Annotated in this window: 22 protein-coding genes; 20 read left to right on the top strand and 2 right to left on the bottom strand. The window is 53.8% G+C overall.

Annotation, left to right across the window (positions count from 1 at the left end; all coding sequences use genetic code 11):
• Positions 1-106: 106 nt before the first annotated feature.
• Together KNP81_RS09600 and KNP81_RS09595 are read right to left on the bottom strand one after the other, a co-directional pair.
• On the bottom strand, positions 107-1,114 hold the full coding sequence (locus KNP81_RS09600; protein WP_214719779.1) for a YpdA family putative bacillithiol disulfide reductase: 1,008 nt from the start codon (positions 1,112-1,114) through the stop codon (positions 107-109).
• A 36-nt stretch (positions 1,115-1,150) separates the two neighbouring features.
• The gene (locus tag KNP81_RS09595; RefSeq protein WP_021067186.1) at positions 1,151-2,122 is read right to left on the bottom strand and encodes an asparaginase; all 972 of its coding nucleotides are present in this window, start codon (positions 2,120-2,122) and stop codon (positions 1,151-1,153) included.
• A gap of 107 nt (positions 2,123-2,229) precedes the next feature.
• On the opposite strand from KNP81_RS09595, the gene prsW reads away from it, so the two are divergent.
• From prsW to KNP81_RS09495, 20 genes are all read left to right on the top strand, one after another.
• On the top strand, positions 2,230-2,886 hold the full coding sequence (gene prsW, locus KNP81_RS09590; protein ID WP_021067187.1) for a glutamic-type intramembrane protease PrsW: 657 nt from the start codon (positions 2,230-2,232) through the stop codon (positions 2,884-2,886).
• Positions 2,887-2,905: 19 nt separating this feature from the next.
• Positions 2,906-3,571, top strand: a complete 666-nt coding sequence (locus KNP81_RS09585; RefSeq protein WP_214719770.1) for a flagellar brake protein — start codon at positions 2,906-2,908, stop codon at positions 3,569-3,571.
• A 74-nt stretch (positions 3,572-3,645) separates the two neighbouring features.
• Positions 3,646-4,323: a (d)CMP kinase gene (gene cmk, locus KNP81_RS09580; protein WP_214719778.1), complete on the top strand. Its 678-nt coding sequence runs from the start codon at positions 3,646-3,648 to the stop codon at positions 4,321-4,323.
• Positions 4,320-4,943, top strand: coding sequence for a lysophospholipid acyltransferase family protein (locus tag KNP81_RS09575; protein ID WP_214719769.1), 624 nt, complete (start codon positions 4,320-4,322; stop codon positions 4,941-4,943). The genes cmk and KNP81_RS09575 overlap by 4 nt, the downstream gene beginning before the upstream one ends.
• Before the next feature lie 140 nt (positions 4,944-5,083).
• On the top strand, positions 5,084-6,232 hold the full coding sequence (gene rpsA / locus KNP81_RS09570) for a 30S ribosomal protein S1 (RefSeq protein ID WP_021067191.1): 1,149 nt from the start codon (positions 5,084-5,086) through the stop codon (positions 6,230-6,232).
• A gap of 130 nt (positions 6,233-6,362) precedes the next feature.
• Positions 6,363-7,673 carry a ribosome biogenesis GTPase Der gene (gene der / locus KNP81_RS09565; protein WP_021067192.1) on the top strand — a complete coding sequence of 437 codons (1,311 nt, stop codon included), beginning with the start codon at positions 6,363-6,365 and terminating at the stop codon, positions 7,671-7,673.
• Positions 7,674-7,690: 17 nt separating this feature from the next.
• Positions 7,691-8,734 (top strand): NAD(P)H-dependent glycerol-3-phosphate dehydrogenase, encoded by a 1,044-nt coding sequence (locus KNP81_RS09560; RefSeq protein ID WP_214719768.1) that lies wholly within the window; start codon positions 7,691-7,693, stop codon positions 8,732-8,734.
• Between the two features lie 80 nt (positions 8,735-8,814).
• The gene (locus tag KNP81_RS09555; RefSeq protein WP_021067194.1) at positions 8,815-9,015 is read left to right on the top strand and encodes a DUF2768 family protein; all 201 of its coding nucleotides are present in this window, start codon (positions 8,815-8,817) and stop codon (positions 9,013-9,015) included.
• A gap of 3 nt (positions 9,016-9,018) precedes the next feature.
• Entirely contained in the window at positions 9,019-9,729 is a 711-nt protein-coding gene (locus KNP81_RS09550) for a hypothetical protein (protein WP_021067195.1), read from the top strand.
• 109 nt (positions 9,730-9,838) lie between these two features.
• A complete protein-coding gene (locus KNP81_RS09545; protein WP_021067196.1) occupies positions 9,839-10,111 on the top strand; it encodes an HU family DNA-binding protein in 273 nt (90 codons plus the stop codon).
• Positions 10,112-10,238: 127 nt separating this feature from the next.
• Entirely contained in the window at positions 10,239-10,811 is a 573-nt protein-coding gene (locus KNP81_RS09540; RefSeq protein WP_021067197.1) for a heptaprenyl diphosphate synthase component 1, read from the top strand.
• 20 nt (positions 10,812-10,831) lie between these two features.
• The gene (locus KNP81_RS09535; protein ID WP_214719767.1) at positions 10,832-11,533 is read left to right on the top strand and encodes a demethylmenaquinone methyltransferase; all 702 of its coding nucleotides are present in this window, start codon (positions 10,832-10,834) and stop codon (positions 11,531-11,533) included.
• 3 nt (positions 11,534-11,536) lie between these two features.
• Complete coding sequence (locus tag KNP81_RS09530) at positions 11,537-12,499, top strand: polyprenyl synthetase family protein (protein ID WP_214719766.1); 963 nt, start codon at positions 11,537-11,539, stop codon at positions 12,497-12,499.
• 91 nt (positions 12,500-12,590) lie between these two features.
• The gene (gene ndk / locus KNP81_RS09525) at positions 12,591-13,007 is read left to right on the top strand and encodes a nucleoside-diphosphate kinase (RefSeq protein WP_021067200.1); all 417 of its coding nucleotides are present in this window, start codon (positions 12,591-12,593) and stop codon (positions 13,005-13,007) included.
• Between the two features lie 117 nt (positions 13,008-13,124).
• Positions 13,125-13,904 carry a CheR family methyltransferase gene (locus KNP81_RS09520; protein ID WP_029595663.1) on the top strand — a complete coding sequence of 260 codons (780 nt, stop codon included), beginning with the start codon at positions 13,125-13,127 and terminating at the stop codon, positions 13,902-13,904.
• 10 nt (positions 13,905-13,914) lie between these two features.
• On the top strand, positions 13,915-15,075 hold the full coding sequence (gene aroC / locus KNP81_RS09515; RefSeq protein WP_214719765.1) for a chorismate synthase: 1,161 nt from the start codon (positions 13,915-13,917) through the stop codon (positions 15,073-15,075).
• Positions 15,069-16,115, top strand: coding sequence for a 3-dehydroquinate synthase (locus KNP81_RS09510; RefSeq protein WP_214719764.1), 1,047 nt, complete (start codon positions 15,069-15,071; stop codon positions 16,113-16,115). The genes aroC and KNP81_RS09510 overlap by 7 nt, the downstream gene beginning before the upstream one ends.
• Position 16,116: 1 nt before the next feature.
• Positions 16,117-17,367, top strand: a complete 1,251-nt coding sequence (gene aroA / locus KNP81_RS09505) for a 3-phosphoshikimate 1-carboxyvinyltransferase (protein WP_214719763.1) — start codon at positions 16,117-16,119, stop codon at positions 17,365-17,367.
• Between the two features lie 36 nt (positions 17,368-17,403).
• A complete protein-coding gene (locus tag KNP81_RS09500) occupies positions 17,404-18,675 on the top strand; it encodes a tetratricopeptide repeat protein (RefSeq protein WP_214719762.1) in 1,272 nt (423 codons plus the stop codon).
• Positions 18,676-18,699: 24 nt separating this feature from the next.
• Entirely contained in the window at positions 18,700-19,233 is a 534-nt protein-coding gene (locus KNP81_RS09495) for a ReoY family proteolytic degradation factor (protein WP_021067206.1), read from the top strand.
• Positions 19,234-19,379 lie beyond the last annotated feature (146 nt).

Here is a 19,379-nt window from a genome sequence, read left to right as displayed (position 1 = left end):
AATTAGGCTACCTCACACCGATAAAATATGGTGTGGTGGCAGCCTAATAAGGTGTTTTTATTAGTGTCTCATATAGCTAGGTCAGTCTAGTCTTCCCTCTCTTTATTTATGATGTGACACCGTTGCGCTCCCGAAGCGTCTCGGCGATCGCTTGGCCATGGAAACGTCCGTTCTCGATAAAGATCTTATTGGCATCGTTTCCGGCCGCAACGACACCGGCGATGAACAAGCCGTCGACGTTCGTCTCGTACGTCGCTTCATCGAACGCCGGCACACCGGTCTCCTCATCGACTTGGACCCCGGCATCGGCGAACAGCCCATGGTCGGGCAAGTAGCCGGTCATGGCGAGGACGTGGTCGGTCTCGAGCCGATGTTCTTCACCATGCTGACGATAGACGACGTGATGCGGTTCGATGCGAACGATTTCCGCTTCGAGCTCGAGCCGCACCTTGTCATGACGGACGAGCGAGTCGAACGTCGGCAATACCCACGGTTTGACGGACGGACTGTAGCCGTCCCCGCGATAAAGTACCGTGACGTGGGCACCGGCCTTCTCGAGCTCGATGGCCGCGTCGACGGCGGAGTTCTTCCCACCGATGACCGTGACGCGTTGCCGATAGAACGGATGCGCCTCTTTGAAATAGTGGGCGACGTGCGGCAACTCTTCACCGGGCACGTCAAGCCGACGAGGGCGTCCGTAATAGCCCGTCGCCAAGATGACATAGTCGGCCTGGCGCTCTTTGGCACCGTCCCGGTCGTGTCGGGACCGCACGACGAAACCGTTCTCGGTCCGCTCGACCGCCTCGACCGTCTCGAACGGATGGACATCGAGCCCAGTCCGGCTGACGACTTCCCGATAGTAGACGAGTGCGTCTTGCCGGCGTGGCTTCAAATCTTTACAGATGAACGGGATATTCCCGATTTCAAGCAGATTGGCAGACGAGAAGAACGTCTGATGGGTCGGATACCGATAGATGGCATCGACGATATTGCCGCGCTCGATAATCGTGCACGAGATGCCGATGCGTTCCAATTCGATCGCAGCCGACAGCCCGCACGGTCCGGCGCCGACGACGATAGCGTGTTTATTCAATGAAATCACCTCATCCCTCATTGTATGGAAGGACGAATCGGTTGGCAAGTCGCCAACTCATTGTTGGAAACTGAAGCTGTGTTCCATGACCGCTTGCGACGAACCGGACTCGAGTTCGACGAGAAGGCGCAGTCTCGCTTTTTGTGAGTTCAAGCCGTTCGAGAAGATGATGCCCATCTCTTTCAGTTGCTGGCCACCGCCGACGTAGCCGTAGACGTCCTGAACGATTCCATTGAAGCAGCGGCTGACGATGACGACCGGCATGCGTTCGACGAGCAGTTCGAGCGCGGGAACGATCGACGGCGGGACGTTGCCTTGACCGAGCACTTCGAGGACGAGTCCGTCATAACCGAGCGCGAGTACCGCCTCAATCAAGTCCGGGTCCATCCCGGCAACGACTTTCAGCACCGCGACCCGTTTTGTGATTGTCGAAATCATCTTCGGTTGCTTCGTCGTCGGTTGGCTATAGATGAGGACGTGGTCTTTCGTCACCATGCCGACGTTCCCGAAGTGGACCGATTTGAACGTGTCGACCGAGGACGTATGCGTTTTCGTGACGTTGAAGGCGGAATGAATCTCGCCATTGAAGACGACGAGTACTCCTTTGCCACGCGCGACATCGCTTTGGGCGACCCGAAGCGCCGTGATGAGATTGAATTCGCCGTCAGAGCCGACTTCGTTCGACGAGCGCATCGCCCCGGTCAAGACGATCGGGACCGGGGCACCGAGTGTGATTTGTAAGAAATAAGCCGTCTCCTCGAGCGTATCGGTTCCGTGGGTGATGACGACCCCGTCATACGTGTCTTGCGTCAGTTGTTGATTGATGAACTGGGCGAGCTCGAGCATTTTTTCAGGCGTCATGTGCGGCGATGGGATGTTTGAGAAGTGTTTCGTCGTGATGTTGGCGATATCGGTCGCTTTCGGCAACGTCGCATCAATCGGATTGACCTCGCTCGGCATGACATGTCCCGACCCCGATTGGGACATGGCGATTGTGCCGCCGGTGTGGATGAGTAATAAATGATTCATAACAGACCTCCAACTTTTTTGTTCGTTTCTTCCAATTTCTAGGCGTGCCCTACTTTTTCTTTCCTCTATTTCAGTGTATGCTTAACGTGAGAAAGGAGAGATGCATCATGATTGCAATCGCCTTGTCTGCGGTTGCGCCAGGGTTCGCCCTTCTTTCCTACTTCTATCTCCGGCATGAACTGGAAGCGGAACCGCTCGGCTATGTGATCCGGTCGTTCGTCGCCGGGGCCATTCTCGTCTTTCCGATCATGTTCGTCCAGTATGCGTTCGTGGAAGAAGGGGTGCTCGTGGGCCCGTTTTGGAAGGCGTTCGTGGCCACCGCGCTTTTAGAAGAATTTTTTAAATGGTTCATGATTTATTATACAATATACATACATAAAGTCTTTGATGATTACTACGACGGGATTCTCTATGCGGTCGCCTGTTCACTCGGCTTTGCCACGTTAGAGAATTTTCTATATTTATGGGTGTACGACTCAATCGAGATCGCCATCTGGCGCGCCGTGCTGCCGGTGAGCGGCCACGCGCTGTTCGCCGTCGTCATGGGGTTTTGTCTCGGCCGGGCCAAACATTCCAACCACGAGCGGTTTTGGCTGTTCACCGCTGTCATGGCGGCCACGCTGTTGCATGGCATGTTCGACTATATCTTGCTCGTCGAACCGATGAACAAAGTACCGGCTGTCGTCTATATAGTCGTCTTATGGATGGTCGCCTTATTGCTCGTCCGCACTGCCAATCGCTCCAATCATCGTCAATATAAATAGAATAAAGGGGAATCGTTTCATGTTAAAGGTAGGTCAAGAGTTACGGGTGGAAGTCGAAGGGAGAAAAGAAGGAAAGACGAAGGTCGCGGCCATTAACGATCAAGTCGTCTGGATCGAGTCCCCGAGTGAAACGGATACGTTAAAGACGTTTTTCTTGCACGAAGACGAGCCGATGCGCGTCTATTTCTTTAAAGGAGAAGAGCAACTATATGCCTTCGACACCGTCATTTCGAGACGGGTGAGCGATGCGCAGTTGACGCTTCATTATGCATTCCCGATGCCGGATGAGAAGAAAATCAAACGGGTCCAGCGCCGTGAATATTTGCGGGTGCCGGAGATGATTCGCGTGACCGTATCCGCGGAAGATGGGCAGGCGTTCCCGTCGTTCGAATCGACATCACTCGACTTATCGGCCGGAGGCATGCGCATCATCTCCAATCGGGCACCGGTCGCTGTCGACGAGGCCATCATCGTCTCGTTCCATATCAATGACGACCGCGGGAATCCGCAAACGTTCCGCGTCAAGAGCCGACTCGTACGGATTCACGAACAGGCGGCGAAACAAGAGCTGTCGCTTCGTTTCGAAGAATTATCGCACCGGGACCAGGAAACGATTTTACGTTATTGCTTCCGGGCCCAACTTGAAGCGAGAAAACGGACGGGCTCTGTATTTTCTTCACGTTAAAAAACTGGTATGATGTTCTCGGAACAAATGACCGAGAGGAGGCGGGTATCGGGATGAGCCGATACCCAATTTTTATGAATAAACCGTTACAGATTGCATTAGATGGACCGGCCGGAGCCGGGAAAAGTACGATCGCGAAAACACTTGCCAAAAAACTAGGGTATGTCTATATCGATACGGGTGCGATTTATCGTGCCGTGACGTATCGTGCCCTCAGAGACGGGGTCGGTCTCGAAGACGGGCCGAAACTCGCCGAGATGATCGGCAACATGGATTTACGGCTCGTCCCGTCCGAGAACGGACAACGTGTGTTCGACGGCGCCGACGAAGTGACCGACGTCATCCGGACGAGCGAAGTGACGAACAACGTCAGCTTCGTCGCACGCCAGCCGGAAGTACGGGCTGCCCTTATGGATTTACAGCGGGACCTCGCCAGTAAAGGCGGAATCGTCATGGACGGCCGCGATATCGGCACGCACGTCTTACCAGGCGCCGACTTGAAAGTGTTCATGACGGCGACGGTCGAAGAACGGGCCCGCCGCCGCCATGAGGAAAACGTATCGAAAGGATTGCCGAGCGACCTTGAACAATTACAGCTCGAGATCGCCTTGCGGGACAAACGCGATTCCGAGCGTGAGGTCGCCCCGCTTCGTCAGGCCGACGATGCGCATTATCTCGATACGACCGAGCTGTCGATTGACGGCGTCGTCGAGGCGATCGAGCACTTGATGAAGCAGGTGATTGATCGATGAAACCGCTCAACGATGGACCGTTCGGCATGTATCGACTGGCCGTAGCTGTCGTCAATGTCATCCGTAGATTGAGCTTCCGTGTCGAGTATATCGGGCGCGACAACGTCCCACTCGACGGTTCGATGATCGTCTGTTCGAACCATCAATCGAACTGGGACCCGGTCATGCTCGCCGGGGCGATGCCGAAACAGCGTCAGCTTCGTTTCTTCGCGAAAAAAGAGTTGTTCGACGTGCCGGTATTGAAACACATTTTGAATCGAGCTGGACAGATTCCTGTGTCACGCGGGGAAGGAGACCGACAAGCACTCCGGGTCGTCTTGCAAAAGTTGAAGGAAGACGAGGTCATCTCGATTTTCCCGGAAGGAACGCGGTCAAAAGACGGTACGCTCGGCAAAGCCCAAGCCGGCGTCGGGTTCTTCGCGCTCCGTTCGGACGCGTCGGTACTTCCGGTGGCGATTATTGGGACGTATAAGTTCCGCTCGAAGCTGAAGGTCGTCATCGGCCAACCGATCGACATGAGCAGCTTGAAAGCGGACAAGGCGAGCGCCCAAATCGCGGCCGACTTGATTATGACGACAATCGGTGACTTGTACATGCAGCATTCACGGAACGTTCGTTAATTTCAGGTTTAATCTCGCGCTAGGAGAGGAACTAACCTGATAACACCTTGACAAATCTTTCGAATTATAAGAAGTTTATACTAGGTGTAAGCGCCTTACGGCGCTCCTTTTTGTACTCATCGTGAGGGGGTAGTGTTGGAATGGTCGAAGAAATGAAAGATATGCCTGATTTTGAAATCAATCGAGGTCAAATTGTGACCGGTACTGTCGTCAAAATCGAGGACAAGCAAGCGTTGATCGATATCGGTTATAAAACCGAGGCAATTTTACCAATCAGCGAAGTATCAAGCATGCATTTAGACGATTTAAACGAATCACTCCATGTTAACGACGAAATCCGTGTCAAAGTGAAAAAGGTCACGGACGAAGAGGTGGTCGTTTCGAAGAAAGACGTTGATGCCGAGGCAGCTTGGGATCAAATCGTCGAGAAATTCGAATCCGGCGAAGTATTCGAAGTCATGGTAAAAGACAAGGTCAAAGGTGGACTTGTCGTTGATATCGGTATCCGTGGATTTATCCCGGCTTCGCTCGTAGAGAACCATTTCGTCGAAGACTTCTCATCCTACTTGAATAAACCGATTACGGTTAAAGTCGTCGAGATTGACCGCGAAAAAAATCGCGTCATCTTGTCGCATAAAGCGGTTGCCGAAGCGGAAATGAGCGCCAAGAAAGCGGAGACGCTCGAATCGCTTGAAGTCGGTCAAATCATCGAAGGGACGGTTCAACGTCTCACAGATTTCGGTGCGTTTGTCGATATCGGCGGTGTCGATGGCCTCGTCCATATTTCGGAAATGGCGCATAGCCGGGTTGAGAAACCGAGCGATGTTGTGACTGAAGGAGATAAAGTCAAAGTGAAAGTGCTTGGACTTGACCTCGACAACGAGAAAGTGAAGTTGTCGATTAAAGAGACGCAGCCTGGACCGTGGGAATCGGTAGAAGGTAAAATTCAGCCAGGTGACGTGATTGAAGGGAAAGTCAAACGTCTCGTCACGTTCGGTGCGTTCGTCGAAGTCGCACCACAAGTTGAAGGTTTGCTCCATATCTCGCAAATTGCGAACCGACACATCGCGACACCGTCTGAAGTCTTGTCAGAAGGCCAAGAAGTAACCGTCAAAGTACTCGACGTCCATCTTGACGAGAAGAAAATCTCGTTGTCGATGCGTGCGCTCGAGTCGAGCGATTCATCACGTGGCGACGCGGATCAATCGCTGCTTGACGAGTATAGCGACCAAGGAGGTTTCTCTGTCTCTGAATTGACAGGTGACGAGGCCTCGGACGATTCTAAATAAGACGATCGTTCAAGCGGGAGCCAGACTCCCGCTTCTTTTTGTATGGTCACAGAAATTCGCCTGTGATATGATAGTACAGTTGCAATTAGAAACGATAGACTTATTGAATGAAAGTTAGAGAGGTGTTTATATGGGAATTCCAGCAGTGGCCATCGTAGGCCGCCCGAATATTGGGAAATCCACGATTTTTAACCGGATTATCGGAGATCGCGTGTCGATCGTCGATGATAAGCCCGGTGTAACACGCGACCGCATTTATGGGACGGGTGAGTGGTTGAACCGTAAGTTTCATTTAATCGACACAGGCGGAATCGAGGTCGGTGATGAGCCGCTCCTCGTGCAAATGCGGCATCAGGCCGAGCTTGCGATCGATGAGGCGGACGTCATCGTCTTCATGGTGAACGGACGTGAAGGCATTACAGCAGCAGACGAAGAAGTGGCGAACTTGTTGTTCCGTTCGAACAAACCGGTCGTCCTCGCCGTCAACAAAGTCGACAACTTCGAGATGCGCGAACTCATGTATGAGTTCTATTCACTCGGATTCGGCGATCCGTTCCCGATTTCAGGGACGCACGGTCTTGGTCTCGGGGACTTGCTCGACAAAGTGCTCGACATGGCTCCAGACAAAGACGACTATGAGTACAACGAAGAAGTCATCCAGTTCTCGCTCATTGGACGTCCAAACGTTGGGAAATCGAGCTTGACGAACGCGATTCTCGGTGAAGAACGCGTCATCGTCTCGGACATCGCAGGAACGACTCGTGATGCCATCGATACACCGTTCACACGGGATGGGCAAGAATACGTCATCATCGATACGGCCGGGATGCGCAAGCGCGGGAAAGTGTATGAATCTACCGAGCGCTACAGCGTCATGCGTGCCCAAAAAGCGATTGAACGCTCGAACGTCGTTCTCGTCGTCATCGACGGTGAAGAAGGCATCATCGAACAAGACAAACGTGTTGCCGGACTCGCCCACGAAGCTGGGAAAGCCATCGTTCTCGTCGTCAACAAATGGGACGCCGTCGACAAAGACGATAAGACGATGAAGAAAATGGAAGAGAAGATTCGTAAAGAATTCTTGTTCCTTGACTACGCACCGATCGTCTTCTTGTCGGCACTCACGTCGAAACGATTGCAGACACTTCTACCGGTCGTCAAAGAAGTGGCTGATTCACATCGCCGTCGAATCTCGACGAGCGTCTTGAACGACGTCATCGTCGACGCAGTCGCGATGAACCCGACACCGACGGACAAAGGACAACGACTCAAGATTAACTACGCGACGCAAGTGGCCATCGAGCCGCCGACGTTCGTGTTGTTCGTCAACGATCCAGAGTTGCTTCACTTCTCATACAAACGTTATCTAGATAACCAGATTCGCCGCGCATTTGACTTTACTGGTACACCGATTCATATCGTGGCTCGTCAGAAAAACTAGTAATGGGGGTGCCTCCTATGGCAAAAGTAGCTGTCATCGGTGCAGGGAGCTGGGGAACGGCGATATCGCTCGTCCTCGCTGACAACGGACATGATGTTCTACTATATGGACGTGAGGAAGACCACGTTCATGAAATCAACACGGCCCACACGAACGCGACCTATTTGAAAGACGCACCGTTGCCGACTTCGATTCGGGCGACGACAGACTTGGCGGAAGCGGTCAAAGATCGTTCCATCGTATTCCTCGTCGTCCCGAGTTCGGCGATTCGTCCGGTGTCGCGTGAGTTGAACGCGCTCCTTACGGAACCGGCGGTCATCGTGCATGCCGCCAAAGGAATCGAACCGAAGACGCATAAGCGTCTGTCGGAGATTATCGCCGAAGAGATCGACCCGTCGAAACGTCGGGCCATCGGTGTCTTGACGGGACCGACGCATGCCGAGGAAGTGGCCGTCCGTAAATTGACGACCATCACAATCGCTTGCGAGGACTTGGACGTGGCCGATGAGATTCAAGAGTTGCTCACGAACGATCAGTTCCGGGTCTATTTGAATTCGGACGTCATCGGGGCGGAGTACGGCGGTGCGCTCAAGAACATCATCGCGCTTGCCGCAGGAATGACGGATGGGCTCGGTTATGGCGATAACGCCAAAGCGGCCCTCATGACACGCGGGATCGTCGAAATCGCCCGGCTCGGGGTCCAACTCGGTGCCAACCCGGCGTCGTTCTCCGGCTTGACGGGAATCGGCGATTTGATCGTCACGGCCACGTCTCAGCATAGCCGTAACTGGCGTGCCGGGAACGCGATCGGTCGCGGCGAGAAGCTCGAGGATGTGCTCGGTCAAATGGGCATGGTCGTGGAAGGGGTGCGTGCCTGTGAGGCGGCGCATACGCTCGCTCGGGAAGCCGGTGTCGAGATGCCGATCACAGAGGCCCTCTACAACGTGTTATTCGAAGGTAAGAGCCCACATGATGAAGTACAAAAGTTAATGAGACGCCCGCAGAAGCATGAAATGGAAGAAGTGTTCCATTTCGAAGGCGACGTAGAGCAAAGGGACTGACGTTTTCGTTCAGTTCCTTTGTTTTTTTTGCTACACTAATGTACGGAGCTAGATTTAAAGAGAAAGTCGAGGGGATAGACGTGACACCGTCACTGATCAAGATGTGGATTTCATTTGCGGGCATCGGGGCGTTTGCCATCGCCGCGCTCATGGTGGCAGTCAGCCATACGAAACTAACGGGATGGTTCGCGGCGCTCGTCCGCGTCATCGCATTCGTCATATTTTTATTTGGGACGATCATCATGATTTATGTGGTCGCTTCAGGACCGACAGGAGGATAAGACGTGAAACGGATTTTTTTGGTCGCGAGTCTATTGGCGGCGACCGTGCTCAGTGGATGTATGTTCCCGGATTCGAATCGGGTCGATAACGTCCCGTATGAAGACCAACTGAAGTCGGTACAGACGGCCGTCGACTCGTTCAAGGAGACGACCGGGGTGTTGCCGATTAAAACAAGGCCGGCCGAGACGCCACTCATGGAACGTTATCCGATTGAGTTCGCCCGGCTCGTCCCTGGTTATTTAGCCGACCCGCCGGCGAACAGCTTCGAAGGAGGCGGTCTGTTCTTGTACGTCCTCGTGGACGCCGAGACGGAGCCGAAGGTCAAACTCATTGATTTACGTGTGTCAGAAAGCTTGCAACAGTTACAGACGAATATTAACGCGTTCCGGGCCAAAGAAGGCAAGTTCCCGTTTGACGGGTCGCTCGGAAAGAACCAATTCACGATTGATTATGATCTCGTCTTCGTCTCTGAAGAGCCAAGTATCCCGAGTCCGTACACGGAAAACGAGTTGCCGATCTATGTCGACGGGACCGGACAATTATTTGTCGACTACCGGGCCGACCTGGAGGCCGCCCTCGAGAACACGGATGTAGAGCCAAAAGTCGGTGAGGACATTCGGTATTTGCTCTATAATGACTCCCCATTCGCTCCGGCTTATTCGCAAGGGTACACGATTAATGAACAAGGTGAAGTCGAGTTTTTAAACAACTGATCGACTGAGTGGGTCGAATATAGACCGATTGCTTAAAAAATGTTGTCATATCAACGTTTGTACGATATGATTAATCCCGTAAACTCTCAGTGAGAGGAGGTGAATCGTGATGAACAAAACTGAATTGATCCAAGCAGTTGCGGAGAAAGCAAATGTTTCGAAAAAAGAAGCTACACAAGTTGTAGAAGCTACTTTCGAATCTATCACTGAAGCACTCCAAAACGGTGATAAAATTCAATTGATCGGTTTTGGTACTTTTGAAGTTCGTGAGCGCGCTGCCCGTAAAGGTCGCAACCCACGTACGAAAGAAGATATCGAAATCCCGGCAAGCAAAGTTCCTGCCTTCAAAGCAGGTAAAGCGCTTAAAGATGCGGTCAAATAATGGGCAATACATAAGTCGCCGAAAGGCGGCTTTTTTTGTGTCGGAAAGCGAGTTCCCATGGCGTGAATGTGACAAAAATGTGCTATACTATGTCAGAATGACAACGAAGAGGACGAGGGGGGATAGCATGGAACAGATGACATACGAAACCGTTGTCACCGACCTTGCTCGTCAAATCGAAGAACGCATGAACCATCCGTATTTGACGAGACACGAGATTGTACCCGTAGTCGACATGCCTTTACTTCGTTGGATGGTCGAGATGATTGAAATCGAATCGAATCAACAACGTCAGCTCGTGCTTGCGACGTATTTTGCACATCAAGCACTTGAACTGCATGATCAAGTAAAGGATTGCCCGAACGGCTCGCTCGAGCGGCAACTCAAAGTGCTCGCCGGCGATTTCGCCTCGGCTCAATTTTATAAAATATTGGCACTGTTTCCTGCCGACTATAGCAATCGCTTCGGTCGGTCGGTCCAGCTTGTCAATGGGGCGAAATGTACGCTCGCGCTTGATGCGGACGTATCCGTCACGACTTGGATGGAAGCGAACTTCGGATTGATTAAAACGTTTTCTGAGGTGATAGGTCGGTCCTACTTGACCACATACGGAAAAACGATCATCGAACGAAAGGCGACAGTACTGCGCCAAGATCAACGAGAACAGCTAACGACGCTCCTGGCGCACGCTGTCGCTTAGAACGGAAAGGATGTTACGTATTGCAACCGAAAGAAAAAGAGCAAAAAGTATATGACGTGTTTCAATCAATCTCACCGAGCTACGATACGATGAACTCGATCATCAGTTTCCGTTTGCATAAATGGTGGCGCAAAGCGACGATGCGTCGCATGCAAGTGTTCCCGGGCGCAAAATGTCTCGACGTCTGCTGCGGGACGGCCGACTGGACGATTCAACTCGCCGAGGCGGCTGGTAATACCGGTGTCGTCAAAGGTCTTGATTTTTCCGAGAATATGCTCGCGGTCGGCCAAGCAAAAGTGGCCGATTATCCGACGATCGAACTCATCCATGGTAACGCGATGGCATTGCCGTTCGGGGATCACTCATTCGACTACGTGACGATCGGCTTCGGCCTTCGCAACGTACCGGATTACATGACGGTGCTCCGTGAACTGCACCGGGTCTTGAAACCGGGCGGGACGGTCGTCTGTCTCGAGACGAGCCAACCGACAGCACCGCTGTTCAGCGAACTGTATCGCTTCTATTTCGGCTCGGTCATGCCGTTATTCGGAAAAGTGTTCGCCGGCTCATACGATCAATACAAATGGCTCCAAGAGTCGACCGACCAATTCCCGGACCGGTTGACGCTAAAACGCATGTTCGAGACGGCAGGCTTCGAACAAGTCGAAGTGAAGGCGTTCTCCGGCGGTGCGTGTGCCATGCACCTAGGAAAGAAGTGGTGACCGATGTCTTTGAAGCGACTTTATCGCCACATGAACCGAGAGATTGAGCAGATTGATCGCTTCTTGTCGACGCGGGTCCATACGGATCACCCGGTCATCGAGGCGGCCTCGAAGCAACTGCTTGATGCGGGCGGGAAGCGGATCCGTCCGGCGTTCGTATTGCTGAGCGCTGGTTTCGGGCAAGCGAAAGACATCCGCTTGACGAAAGTGGCGGCGAGTCTTGAACTGATTCATATGGCCTCGCTCGTCCATGATGACGTCATCGATGACTCCACACTTCGCCGGGGCAAACCGACCGTCATGGAACGTTACGATGAGCAGGTCGCGATGTATACAGGGAATACGTTGTTCGGCGAAGCGATTCGACTCGTCTCTGAGGTCGACTCGCCGCGCGTGATGGAAATCATGGCAGACACGATGGAACTGATTTGTATCGGTGAAATCAATCAAATCCAAGACCAATACGACTGGAGCCAGTCCCCGAAACGATATCTCGATCGGATTGCCCGAAAGACGGCGCTCTTGATCGAGACGAGTTGTGCGGCCGGGGCCGTCGTCTCAGGGGCGTCACCCGAAGTCGTCAAACAGCTGCGGCTGTTCGGCTATGACATCGGGATGGCGTTTCAAATGACGGACGATTTGCTCGATTTCACCGCGAAAAGTTTTCAGCTTGGAAAGCCGGTCGGAGAAGATTTGAAGCACGGTCATAAAACGTTGCCGCTCTTCTATTCAGCGGAAGACCCTGAATTCTTTGGTCGGTTGCAGCAAGTCAACCAGTCGTCCGATTACGCGACGACCCATACGCTCGTTCGTGAAGTGCAGCGCAACGGGACGCTCGAGCGAAGCCAACGGACGATCGACCGGTACGTGAACCGGGCGATTCAACGTCTCGATGGCTTGCCGGACTTACCGGACAAACGCTCGCTCATTGAAATCGCCGAGTATATCGGGAAACGAAAATGGTAACAACCACCTTGTAAACCCTTTCAATAATCAAGATGACCGTGTAAACTAATAAAGTACATGGTACACATATTGATTTAGGGGGATTAGGGGAATGGAAAAAACATTTTTAATGGTAAAACCGGATGGAGTGAAACGCGGTCTGATTGGGGAAATCATCTCGCGCTTCGAAACGAAAGGATATACGTTGAACCGTCTTGAGCTATTGACGCCATCGGTTGAAGTCGCACAATCGCATTATGCGGAACATAAGGAAAAGCCGTTCTTTGGAGAGCTTGTCGAATTCTTAACGTCTGGTCCTGTTGTAGCGATGGAGTGGGAAGGCGAAAATATCGTCGCCGTCTCTCGATTGATGATCGGGAAGACGAACCCGTTGGACGCACAACCTGGAACAATTCGTGGCGATTTGGCCTCGACGATGTCACAAAACGTCATCCATGGTTCAGATAGCGTGGAAAGCGCAGAGCGTGAATTGTCACTCTGGTTCGCCACTGAAGCATCACACGTTTGATGACGATAAAAGGGACGGGGGCCTCCTGTCCCTTTTTATATTGGGATTGAAGCGCTTTCGCTTGTTTTGGCACGACATGATCTAGGAGAAGAGAAAGAATTGAGGTTGGAACTGGTGATAAATGATTATGCCATCTTCGTAAAAAAGTTTTATATGAAGTCGGGGATCGACTTAAACCTATACAAAGAAGCCCAGATGAAGCGACGTATGATTGCACTTCGCGAGAAGAAAGGGTATGCCACGTTTATCGAATACTTCAAAGCGATGGAGTCGGACCGGGGCTTATACGATGAATTTTTGGATCGCATGACCATTAACGTGAGTGAATTTTACCGGAACCCGGTCCGCTGGCAGCAACTAGAGACGGACATTTTGCCGGAACTCATCCGTAAGAGCCAGGGCAAGTTGCGCGTCTGGAGCGCGGCGTGCTCGACGGGCGAAGAACCGTATTCGTTGGCGATGCTGTTATCGAAACATTTGTCACCCGCCCAGTTCACAATCACGGCGACGGACCTAGATGACGTGGTGATCGAAAAAGCGAAACAAGGCAAGTATCATGAGCGGGCGCTCGTTGACTTGCCATCAGAGTTTCGGCAACGTTACTTCACCCGCCGTGGAGACGACTATTACATCACAGAGGACATCAAAAAATTAGTAACGTTCAAAAAACATAATCTGTTGGCCGACGTGTATGAACGGAATTTTGATTTAATCGTCTGTCGGAACGTCTTGATTTATTTCACCGAGGAAGCGAAAGAGAAAGTCTATACATCGTTCCACCGATCACTCCGACCAGGCGGTGTCCTCTTCGTCGGAGGGACCGAGCAGATCTTTCAACCGAAGCGATACGGCTACAAGATGAAGCAGAGCTTCTTCTACGAAAAATTTGAAGAATGAGGTGGCAGCTATGCGTTATTTGACGGCAGGAGAATCGCACGGGCCTGGACTTTCAATCATTATCGAGGGTGTACCGGCCGGGCTTGAGGTCGATGTGCAAGCCATCAATGCGGAACTCGCGAAACGGCAGTCCGGCTACGGCCGCGGCCGCCGCATGCAAATTGAATCAGACCGAATCGAGGTGAGGGCCGGCATTCGTCACGGGGTGACGACAGGGGCCCCTATTTCGTTCTGGATCGAGAACAAGGACCATACTCATTGGCGGAACGTGATGCAGGCCGAACCGATTGATGCGGACGTGGAAATCAAACGCCGTGTCGTCCGCCCACGACCCGGACATGCGGACCTCATCGGCGGCTTGAAATACGACCATCGTGACCTACGGGACGTCCTCGAACGTTCGAGCGCACGTGAGACGGCCGCTCGGGTCGCAGTCGGCGCACTCAGCAAACAATTGCTCGCTGCTGTCGGGATGTCGCTCGTCAGCTATGTCAAAGTGATTGGCGGCGTCGAGGCCGATGCCTCATACGAGTCGCTCGATACATTGCGCGCCACGATCGAGGCGTCACCGGTCCGGACGATGGATGAGACGGCAGGCAAGGCGATGATGCGTCGAATCGATGAGGCGAAAGCAGCCGGTGACTCACTCGGCGGTGTCATCTGTACGGAAGTGCATGGTGTCATCCCGGGGCTCGGGTCGTACGTCCAATATGACCGGAAACTCGATGCGGCCATCGCTCGCGCCGTCATGAGTGTCAACGCCATCAAAGGCGTCGCTTTCGGTGATGGGTTCGAGATGGCGTATCGACCAGGGTCGGAAGTGATGGACCCGATCGCCTATGGACCGGACGGCTATACACGCCTGAGCAATCATCTCGGCGGTTTCGAAGGTGGGATGACGACCGGGATGCCGATTGTCTGTACCGCTGTGATGAAACCGATTCCGACGCTCTACAAGCCGCTCCAATCCGTCGATATCGATACGAAAGAACCATTCCTCGCCCAAATCGAGCGAAGTGACGCCTGTGCCGTCCCGGCCGCCTCACTCGTCGTCGAGGCCGTCGTCGCGTTTGAACTCGCCCGTGAGTTATGCGAGACGTTCGGACATGACACGGTCGGACGCATCCAAGCGCGCGTCGACGCGTACCGCGAGGAGATTCGCACGTGGTGACGATTCGCGTGAACGCCTCGACTCCATACGACGTCACAATTGAACGAGGGGACGCCTGGCTCGACTGCGTCCCTTACTTCTCGTGCTCAACCGTGTGGGTCATCACGGACGAGACGGTAGATCGCCTGCACGGGACGGCGTTTCGGACTCGTCTCGAGGCAAGCGCGCGTCCAATCGTCTGGTCGGTCGTCCGTCCGGGCGACGGATCGAAATCGCTCGCGACGATTGAACGTCTCGTCGCGGACGGGTTGACGTCCGGCTGTGACCGGGACACGCTCGTCGTCGCCTTTGGCGGCGGCATGATTGGGGACTTGGCCGGCTTTTTGGCGAGTGTCTATATGCGCGGGCTGCATTACATACAAGTGCCGACGACGGTTCTCGCCCACGATTCAGCGGTCGGCGGAAAAGTCGCGGTCAACCATCCGCTCGCCAAAAATGCGATCGGTGCCTTTTATCAACCAGCGGGCGTCCACTATAACGTCGACCGCCTCGAGACGTTGACGGACCGTGACGTGCTGAGTGGGCTCGGCGAGTTAATTAAACATGCCTACTTGTCACGATACGTCCTCGGGTACTCGTTCGAGACCGAGCTGTTCACCGCCTTGGCGCAAGGACCGCTCGATTGGGCGGCGTGGCTCGCACGTGGGATTGAAGTGAAACGACAGGTCGTCGAGACCGATGAACGGGAACACGGCGTAAGGGCATGGCTGAACTTTGGTCATACGTTCGGCCATGCGTTGGAGTCGGTCGAGGCGTACCGACTAGCGCACGGGGAGGCCATCCTATACGGAATGGTGTACGCCTTCCTCGTCGCCGGAGACTTCTCACGCGCGGAAACGCTCGCCGGATTCATGAAACAGCAAGCAATCACGCCGGTCCTCTGGCAGCCATTCGAGGCGTATCTCGAGGTGATGGGCCACGATAAAAAGAATCGAACTGGACAGATTCGCTTCGTACTGCTCGGTGAAGAAGTGACCGTGACGAGCGTCACGACCGAACGGCTCGTCGAAGCGTATAATCAGTTGAAAGGGTGGTTTTAAGATGGGATTGAACGGATTGATACGCGTACCGAGCGATAAGTCGATTACGCACCGGGCGTTATTGCTCGGGGCCGTGGCGCACGGACAGACGACAGTGTACGACCCGCTCCTCGGTGATGATTGCCGGTCGACGCTCGAGGCGATCCGTCGTTTGGGCGCACAAGTCGATGAACAAGCGGAACGACTCGTCATCACTGGCAGCCCGTCGCTCACGTCGGCGGAACTCGATTGCGGGAACTCCGGCACGACGATGCGTCTCTTGACGGGACTGCTTGCAGGCTACGACGGGACGTTCACGCTCACCGGCGACGCCTCGCTCTCGAAGAGACCGATGCGACGCGTCACTGCCCCGTTGCGCGCCATGGGAGCCGACCTTGCAGGTGACGTCGCTCCGCTCCAGATCCGCGGGCGGGCGTTGACGGGCATCGATTACACGTTGCCTGTCGCGAGCGCGCAAGTGAAATCAGCCATTTTATTGGCTGGACTCCGTGCGGACAGCCCGACGATCGTGCGCGAGCCGGTCTTGTCGAGGGATCATACTGAACGCATGCTGCCGCTGTTCAACGGGCAGATTGACATCACTTCGGAAGAGGGGGTTCGGACGATTCGGCTGTCGCCGTCCGTCCTGGAAGGCGCGACGGTGGCCGTACCGGCTGACCCGTCCTCGGCCGCCTTTTGGTGGGCCGGGGCCGCGCTCGTCCCGGATAGTCGCGTCACGACGACCGACGTCTGTTTGAACGAGACACGGATTGGCTTTTTGCGCACGCTCGAACGGATGGGGGCGCACGTTGACGTGACGAACGTCCGCGCACTCGGAGAAGAATCGGTCGGGGACGTCACCGTGTCGACGAGCACGCTCCACGGCATCCGGTTGGACGGGACCGCCATCCCACATCAAATCGACGAGTTGCCATTATTCGCCCTCGTCGCGTCGCAGGCGTCGAGCCCATCGTCAGTCCGGGATGCGGGGGAGCTCCGCGTGAAAGAGACGGACCGGATTCAGACGGTCGCGAGCGAATTGAAGGCGCTCGGTGTCGACCTTCGCGAGACGGATGACGGCTTTGACGTCTATCCGAGCCGTTTGCACGGGGGACACGTCTCCTCGCACGGAGATCATCGCTTGGCGATGATGCTCCAAATTGCGGACTTATTGACTACGGAACATGTGACGATTGACGATGTCGAGGCAGCGGACGTGAGTTACCCGCGCTTCCGTGACGATTTACAACGACTCGGTCGTGAGATAGAATAACGTCAATACGAGTAGCCGCTAGGAGGAATTTTGACGATGTTAGACGAAACAGAATTAAACCATATCATTGAGATGCTTGAAAAAGGTGAGACGGAGCATGCCCTCATGCATCTCGAATCGCTCGAGAAGGAAGGGTCGGACGAGGACCGGTTGGCCATCGCCGATCTCTACCTCGAACTCGGCCTCGCCGATCGGGCCGTCAAGTTGCTCGCAGCGCTATATGTCGATTATGCGGGCAACCCGCACGTCGCCTTGTCGCTCGCCGAGGCCTACTTGGACAGTGACCGGGAAGAAGAGGCGATTGCCGTCCTCGAGAAAATCGATACGACGGACAAGGAAGCGCATATGCGTAGCCTCGTCCTCCTCGCCGATTTATATCAATCACAAGGGTTGGACGAGGTCGCCGTCAAGAAACTGATGGAGGCGCTCGAGACGAACCCGGACGAACCGCTCCTCATCTACGGATTGGCCGAGTTGTACGCGTCGATCGGATCGTTCGAACAGGCGGTACCGCTGTACGCGCGTCTGCCGCACTTGCGCTTGCCGGAAGAACTCGATTATCAGGCCGATTACGCCGAGGCGCTCACGATGATCGGTTCGTTCGAAGAGGCACTCGATGAGTATGAGAAGGCGGAAGACCGCAACTTGAACACGATTTTCGGTCACGCCATGACGGCCCACCGCATCGGACGTGACGAAATTGCCGTCAAACAGTTTGAGTCGCTTCGCTCGATGGACCCGGACTTCACGTCGCTCTATCTGCCTTACACGGAAGCGCTCGACGAACTCGGCCGCTTCGATGAGGCGCTTGAGGTGATTGGCCAAGGGATTGACCGCGACGACTATAACGACGAGTTGCGTACGGTAAAAGCGAAACTGTTCTTGAAACAAGGTCGGACAGATGAGGCGGTCACGGAACTGCGCGAGGCGCTCGCATTGAATCCGGAGTCCCTTCAGGCGACTGAGCTGCTCTTATCGGTCTTGTTCGAAGCCGGGGACATGGAGGCCGTCCTCGAGACAATCGATGCGCTCGAGGAACATTCGACGTCTCCACTCATGACATGGTACAAGGCGAAAGCGGCCTATGAACTTGAGGACTATGATACGGCCGTCACGTTATACCGGTCGATCGAGCAAGTTTATAAAGAGGACGTGTCATTTGCGATTGAATGGGCTACACTATTGATAGAAGAAGGACAGCGTGACCAAGCGCAACGAGTGCTCGAGCAAACGCTTGCGCTCACTGTCGATGTCGATGACCGCCAAGCACTTGAAGAGCGGCTCGAACGGTTGACGGATCACGATTAAACGATATAAAGGAGATGGGGTCATATGGTCGAGCGGAAAAGAACATTTTTAAAGCGATTCCTCGCTCATCATACGCTTCGTAAACGAGAAGCCAAGTGGATTATCGACTACTGGCTCAGACATCCAGAAAAACTCGGGAACGTTCATTTCGTCACGAACGCCTCGGTCTCACCGCGCAGTTTGATCATGACGGCGTATGGATTTGACGGCGAACCGTTCCGTTACCGTCGGGGTGACCTCATCACGGTCAATCCCGAGAAGGCGTATCACGACATCCGGCTCCACGACGGCGCCATCTACGTGGAGTTGAACTTTCAAGGCATGATGATTGATGAGCTGTGGATTGATATCGTGGAATTGAATCCGTTCGAACCCGTCGCCGAAGTGAAAGACGAAGTGACGACGTCGGCCCAGACGGTCATTCGGGCCTCGGTTGCCCAGTTCGAGGAGGAGCGTCTGCTCGTCGAAATCGATAAGGCACTCGACCGACGGGACGAGAAATTGTTCCGCAACTTGACGAGCCAGCTCCATCAAGTCCGAGCCTCAAAATTATTTTAATAAAAACAAGCGCTTCCGTTATGGGTTGCGCTTGTTTTTTGGTATATTAATGACGTAGGAATACACAATAATTTCACATTTCGTTCATAAGTTTCGCAGAGGGAACGATTGTAGGTACGCTACAATGAACATAATGATGTATGTCT

This window comes from Exiguobacterium sp. s149 (assembly GCF_018618395.1).
Classification (GTDB): Bacteria; Bacillota; Bacilli; order Exiguobacteriales; family Exiguobacteriaceae; genus Exiguobacterium; species Exiguobacterium chiriqhucha.
This window is presented reverse-complemented; position numbering and strand designations above follow the sequence as displayed.